The sequence below is a fragment of the Deltaproteobacteria bacterium genome (assembly GCA_012522415.1).
In the GTDB taxonomy this organism is placed as follows: Bacteria; Desulfobacterota; Syntrophia; order Syntrophales; family JAAYKM01; genus JAAYKM01.
The window spans coordinates 1-6,102 of the sequence record JAAYKM010000106.1; the positions used below are offsets into that span (position 1 = coordinate 1).

Sequence of the window (6,102 nt, forward strand, 5' to 3'; positions counted from 1 at the left end):
CGGGAGGCCGTTTCCCGCCGGTTTTTTTGGAAACGGACATCATCGTGGGATCGCAAAGGAGGGTGGTGTTCTGTGAATGAGACGAAAGGCCACAAAACAACGGCGGTGCGGGAGGATCTGTTCCGCCTCGCCTGTGACAACCTGGTTTTCGGGATAGCCCTTCTGGACAAGGGGGGGGATCTGGTGTATTTGAATCCCGCCATGGGGCGGATGTTTCATCCCGGGATACGCCGCTGGTCCGACCTGAAGGCCTTGATGAGCGCCCTCGATGGAAACGGGACCCCCGGCGGGGACGGAACGGGAGATCGCGTCGAACGGCTCGATGCGTTCATCGAAAGGGACGACGCCGGCGCCGTTCTGGAAGAGTACGTCGCCGTCCCCGGTGGGGAGGCGGGCCGTTTGTGGGTCCATGTCCGGGTGATCCGGCTGGGGCCCCGTCGGTTCATGATGGTTTTTCAGGACGTCGCCGGAGGGGATAACCTCGGTGACGTCCTCGCCGGGAAATGGCGCCTGGAGGACACCCTGCGCCTTTTCAGAAAAACGGTTCAGGACGCCGACAGCCTGCTGGGGGTCGTAACGGGCTACGCGGAAATGGCCCTGGCCGATTTGGCCGGCCGTGAAGAACCGCTCCGCCACTTTGTTCAGCAGATCCTCAGGGGGGGCAGCCGTGCCCGGGACCTGATGAAAAGAATGACTCTGCTCGCCCCTGTGGAAAACGGCGGGGAGGACCGGGCCCCGGTGACGAAGGGGAAAAACGGGGAGGATAGGGCATGACATGATGAATCGAATCGATTCCTTTGACAATCCATCGCCGCCGGTGGTTGTCCGGAGCGCCGGACCCCCGCATCCGGCGTATGGGTGGATGGATCGATGAAGGACCAGGGGAAAAGCCGGACCCGCCTCCTGGCGGAATTGAAGGAAGCCCGCGATCGCATCGACGGACTGGAAAGAACCGTCGCGCGGATGGCCCAGGCGGCTCGGCGGGAAGACGGGGACACAACGCCCGGTTCAGGGCCGTGCAGCGCGGCGGAATACAAAAGGGTCGTACGGGCGCTGCGGGAAAGCGAGGAAACCTTCCGGGCCTTCGCGGAACATTCCCCCGACGTCATCATGCGTTTTGACCGGTCCCGTCGTCATCTCTACGTCAATCGGACCGTGGAACAGCAGACGGGACTCGCCCGCGACGCCTTTCTGGGGAAAACCCACGCCGAGCTGGGCTTTCCGGAGGACCTGGTCGTAATCTGGGAGGAAGCGCTTCAGCGGGTCTTCGACAAGGCGGAACCCCATCGTGTTGAATTTATGCTGCCCGCCCGTATCTGGATCGACTGGCTTCTCGTGCCGGAATTCGACGAACACGGGGATGTCCGGGCCGTCGTGACCACGGCGCGGGATATTACGCGTCTGAAAAAGTCCGAAGGGAGACTGAAGGAATCGGAAAGGCGGCTCGCCGAGATTATCGAATTCCTGCCCGACGCCACCCTGGTCATCAACGGGGAAGGACGGGTCCTTTACTGGAACCGGGCTCTGGAAAGAATGACCGGCGTCGAGGCGGAGGAGATGCTCGGCCGGGGAAACCACGAATACGCCGTTCCGTTTTACGGGGATCGAAGGCCCATGCTCATCGATCTGGTGCTGGAGCCGCGTGAAAACGTTGACGATCAGTACCGCCGTATAAGCCGGTATAACGAGACCGTCATCGGGGAAACCAGTTATGTGCCCAGGTTGAAGGGCGGCAAGGCCTACCTTCTCGCGACGGCCGCCCCCCTCTACGATACGGATGGTCGTGTTGTGGCCGCCATCGAGACCATCCGCGATATTACGGATCGTCGTAAGGCGGAGGAGGCGTTGACTATAACGAACAAACGCTTCTCCGAACTCCTGGACAGCCTCGATGCGGTGGTTCACGTGGAGGATATGGAAACGAAGGAGGTGCTCTTCATCAATCGGTTGGCGAGCGAACTGTTCGGTGCAGTAACGGGGAAAACGTGCTGGCGTGTTTTTCAGCTCGGCCAATCCGCTCCCTGTTCGTTCTGTACGAACGACCGGCTGATTGATGAAACGGGGAAACCGACGGGCGGCGTTGTCCGGGAGGTCCGCAACAGCCTGAACGGCCGCTGGTACGAGTGTCGTGACCGGGCCATGCACTGGTTCGACGACCGCCTGGTCAAACTGTCCGTTGCTATGGACATCACGGAGAAAAAACGGGCCGAAGAGGAAGGAAAAAAACTGCTGGAGCGACTCCATCGCGCCGAGAAAATGGAGGTTTTGGGGCTCATGGCCGGAGGGGTGGCCCACGATCTGAACAATGTTCTGGGCGTACTCGTCGGTTATTCGGAATTGCTGCTGCCCGGCATGCCCGAGGGCAGCCCGCAACGGAGACAGGTACAGAACATCCTGTCGGCCGGCCAAAGGGGCGGGGCGATTGTTCAGGACCTGTTGACTCTGGCACGCCGAAACGTGGATAGATCGGAAGTCGTCAAATTGAACGCCGTCGTCCGGGATTACCTGAAAACGCCGGAATTTGAAGCAATCAAACGGGCCAACCCCGGCGTTGTCTTCGAGGTCATTCTGGCTGATCGTCTCCTGAACCTCAGGGGGTCCCCGCACCACCTGGGTAAAACGGTGATGAATCTGATGTCGAACGCCGTTGAAGCCATGCCGGAGGGGGGCCGGGTCGTTGTACGCACCGCGAACCGATACCTCGATACCCCCTTGAACGGGTACGATCAAATCGAGGAAGGGGATTACGTGGTTCTCGCCGTGTCGGATAACGGAAAGGGGATATCCAAGGCCGATATCGGGAAAAGTTTTGAGCCGTTCTATACCAAAAAGGTGATGGGCAGAAGCGGAACGGGACTGGGGTTGTCCGTCGTTTGGGGGACCGTCAAGGATCACCGGGGTTATATCGACGTGCAGAGCGAAGAGGGCCGAGGCTGTGTTTTCGCCCTCTATTTCCCCGTCACCCGGGAGGAGGCGATGGAGGAGCGCGGTCAGGTCGCGGCGGGCGAATATCAGGGTCGGGGTGAACGGATCCTGGTGGTGGATGACGTGGAGGAGCAGCGGGACCTGGCCCAAAAAATTCTGACACGCATCGGCTACCGGGTGGACACCGTGTCCGGTGGCGAGGAGGCGGTCGAATACCTGAAAACCCGGCGGGCGGATCTCATCGTTCTGGATATGATCATGGGGCCGGGCATGGACGGCTATGAAACCTACCGGAAAATCCATGAGATGAATCCCCGTCAGAAGGCGATCATCGTCAGCGGCTATTCGGAAAGTGACCGGGTGAAGAAAGCCCAGGCCCTCGGCGCGGGGGCCTATGTGCCGAAGCCCTACATAACGGAACAGATCGGTCTGGCCATCCGCCGGGAACTTGACGGGTCCGCCGATTCAGGCTAGGATGTTCCCGTCGCCGAATCGACGGCGGAAAGGGTACTCTGAATGACTTCGAAGGAAAGGGGGGCGCCGCATGCCGATATTCATGATGTTCGGGAAGTACAGCAAGGAGTCGCTGAAAGGGGTGTCGGAGGAACGGACGAAGAAGGCGATAAAAATCATCGAGAAAAATGACGGGAAAATCATCTCGATGTACGCCGTCCTGGGGGAACACGATCTGGTTTTTACCCTGGATTTCCCCGACGCGGACAAGGTCCTGTCCACATCGGTCGCCCTCAATATGCTGACGGGCATTTCCTTTACGACATCGCCCGTAGTGGATGTCGAACAGTTCGACCGGCTCATGTCCGAAGTCGAAAGGATTTAGACGGCCCGTTCGCAACGGGGTTTAGCAATCCCCATGAAGAAGAGTCGGGACGACTCCTTTACATGGAAACGGGGGGTTGAAGATCCAGCATCCCCAACCCCCCGATGTCATGGCACGCCCAGTAGGATTCGAACCTACGACATCCAGATTCGTAGTCTGGCGCTCTATCCAGCTGAGCCATGGGCGCGTGATGTAAAATGGCGGAGAGAGCGGGATTTGAACCCGCGGTACACCTTATAGGGCGTACAATCGCTTAGCAGGCGACCGCTTTCGACCACTCAGCCATCTCTCCGTTTGTCTTTAACCTGAAGAGGTTCCATGCTCCCGGCCGTTACAGGTATGGCGGAGGGAGCAGGATTCGAACCCGCGAACCTTTCGGTTAACGGTTTTCAAGACCGCCGCCTTCGACCGCTCGGCCATCCCTCCATCTCAAATTCCCCGTGCCGGCTAGCGAATCCGGTCCATGCCGTGCATATAGGGGCGCAGGGCGTCCGGAATCGTGACGGTTCCGTCCTCTTCCTGATAATTTTCAAGGATCGCCACCACCGTACGGCCGACGGCCAGACCCGAGCCGTTCAGCGTATGGGCGAACTCTATTTTGCCGCTCTCTTCCCGGCGGAAGCGGATCGCCCCGCGACGGGCCTGGAAGTCCCCGAAGTTGCTGCATGAGGATATTTCCCGATACGCATCCTGACCGGGCATCCACGCCTCCAGGTCGTAGGTTTTGGCGGAGGAAAACCCCAGGTCGGCGCTGCAGAGATTAACCGTCCTGAAAGGGATGTTCAATCTTTTCAGAATTTCCTCGGCATTCGCCGTCAGCTTTTCCAGTTCGTCGTAAGACCCTTCCGGCGTCGAAAACTTCACCAGCTCCACCTTGTTGAACTGGTGCTGGCGAATCAACCCCCGCGTGTCCTTGCCGTAGGAGCCGGCTTCGGCGCGGAAACAGGGTGTGTAGGCCACATAATGAATGGGCAGGTCCTTTTCCCGCAACACCTCATCGCGGTGGATGTTGGTGACGGGAACCTCCGCCGTGGGGACCAGGAAATAATCGAGACCCTCGATCTTGAAAAGATCTTCCTCAAATTTGGGAAGCTGCCCCGTGGCGGTCATGCTGTCCCGGTTGGCCAGAAAGGGCGGCAGAACTTCCGTGTATCCGTGTTCCCGGGTATGGAGATCGAGCATGAAGTTGATCAGGGCCCGTTCCATCAGAGCGCTCGCCCCCCGATAGAGGGTGAACCGGGCTCCGGTGATCTTGGCTCCCCGGCCGAAATCGAGGATGTTGAGGTTCTCGCCGATTTCCCAGTGCGGCTTCGGCGTGAACTGAAACGATCTTTTTTCCCCCCAGGTGCGTATAACCGGGTTGTCATCCGACCCCCGGCCGAAGGGCACCGATTCATGGGGCATGTTGGGAATCGTCATGAGGAACTGGTCGAGATCTTCCTCCGTACGGTTCAGCGTCTCTTCCAGGTCCTTGATGCGCCTGGATACGCTCCCCATTTTTTCGATCAGCTCCGTCGCGTCTTCCCTGTTCTTTTTTCTCTCCCCGACCTGCTTCGAAACGGTGTTGCGCTCGTTGCGGAGGTTTTCCACTTCCTGCAGGATGTTCCGCCTCTGTTCTTCCAGACGGATGACCTCATCCAGGTCCAGGTCCTGCCCCCTCTCGATGAGTTTCCGGCGAACCAGATCGGTGTGCTGCCGAATGAATTTGATGTCCAGCATGGACGTACGCTCCTTCCCTCGACCTTCCGCAAGGGAGATATTCCCTATCACTTTGAAGTTTTGAAGTCAATGATTTTGTCCCGCCGTTCGTCTCCGACGGAGGGACCGGCGGAAGTGACGGAAACTACGGGCGGAGAACTCTCCGCTTCAGGTGGTCGAGGAAAAAGAGCAGTTCCGGGTTTCCGGTCAAAAGGGAAGCGCTGAAAAAGACGGTCAAGCCGGAGGATACGCAAACAGCCAGGTACAGGCATCGCGCCTGGAGGGAAGCGTGGACGTTCCAGGTGATGAAGAAGCCGACCAAATAAATGGCGCCCGCCATTACGGCCGAAGAGATGAGCACGTGGACCAGGGACCGGCAGAACGCGCGATCCAGGAAGGCACCGATTTTTTTCCACAGGATGACGGAGAGCATGAAGACATTGACCGCCGATGCCAGTGATGTGGCCAGGGCCAGCCCGCCATGCTTGAGGGGGAACATGAGAAGGACGCTCAGGACCACGTTGACCAGAAGGGCGACGAAGGCGGCTTTCAGAGGTTATTTACGATCCTGGAGTGGAAAAAAGGCCGCGTCGATGATCCGGATCACCGAGAAAGCCCAGAGGCCTAGGGCGTATGTGAAA

At 59.0% G+C, this 6,102-nt stretch carries 5 protein-coding genes and 3 tRNA genes; 3 read left to right on the forward strand and 5 right to left on the reverse strand.

Going from position 1 to position 6,102, the window contains the following annotated elements; genetic code table 11:
* The first annotated feature begins 72 nt into the window (after positions 1–72).
* The 3 genes from GX147_08740 (at position 73) to GX147_08750 (ending at position 3,763) form a co-directional block, all read left to right on the forward strand.
* A complete protein-coding gene (locus GX147_08740) occupies positions 73–774 on the forward strand; it encodes a hypothetical protein (GenBank protein NLN60771.1) in 702 nt (233 codons plus the stop codon).
* Positions 775–870: 96 nt separating this feature from the next.
* A complete protein-coding gene (locus GX147_08745) occupies positions 871–3,399 on the forward strand; it encodes a PAS domain S-box protein (GenBank protein ID NLN60772.1) in 2,529 nt (842 codons plus the stop codon).
* Positions 3,400–3,469: 70 nt separating this feature from the next.
* Positions 3,470–3,763, forward strand: coding sequence for a GYD domain-containing protein (locus GX147_08750; GenBank protein NLN60773.1), 294 nt, complete (start codon positions 3,470–3,472; stop codon positions 3,761–3,763).
* 110 nt (positions 3,764–3,873) lie between these two features.
* Here the strand turns inward: GX147_08750 and GX147_08755 are convergent.
* From GX147_08755 to GX147_08775, 5 genes are all read right to left on the reverse strand, one after another.
* Positions 3,874–3,950 (reverse strand) — tRNA-Arg (locus GX147_08755).
* A gap of 11 nt (positions 3,951–3,961) precedes the next feature.
* Positions 3,962–4,055: transfer RNA gene (locus GX147_08760), tRNA-Ser, on the reverse strand.
* A 48-nt stretch (positions 4,056–4,103) separates the two neighbouring features.
* Positions 4,104–4,189 (reverse strand) — tRNA-Ser (locus tag GX147_08765).
* 21 nt (positions 4,190–4,210) lie between these two features.
* Positions 4,211–5,482 (reverse strand): serine--tRNA ligase, encoded by a 1,272-nt coding sequence (gene serS, locus GX147_08770; GenBank protein NLN60774.1) that lies wholly within the window; start codon positions 5,480–5,482, stop codon positions 4,211–4,213.
* 124 nt (positions 5,483–5,606) lie between these two features.
* The gene (locus GX147_08775; GenBank protein NLN60775.1) at positions 5,607–5,981 is read right to left on the reverse strand and encodes a hypothetical protein; all 375 of its coding nucleotides are present in this window, start codon (positions 5,979–5,981) and stop codon (positions 5,607–5,609) included.
* Positions 5,982–6,102 lie beyond the last annotated feature (121 nt).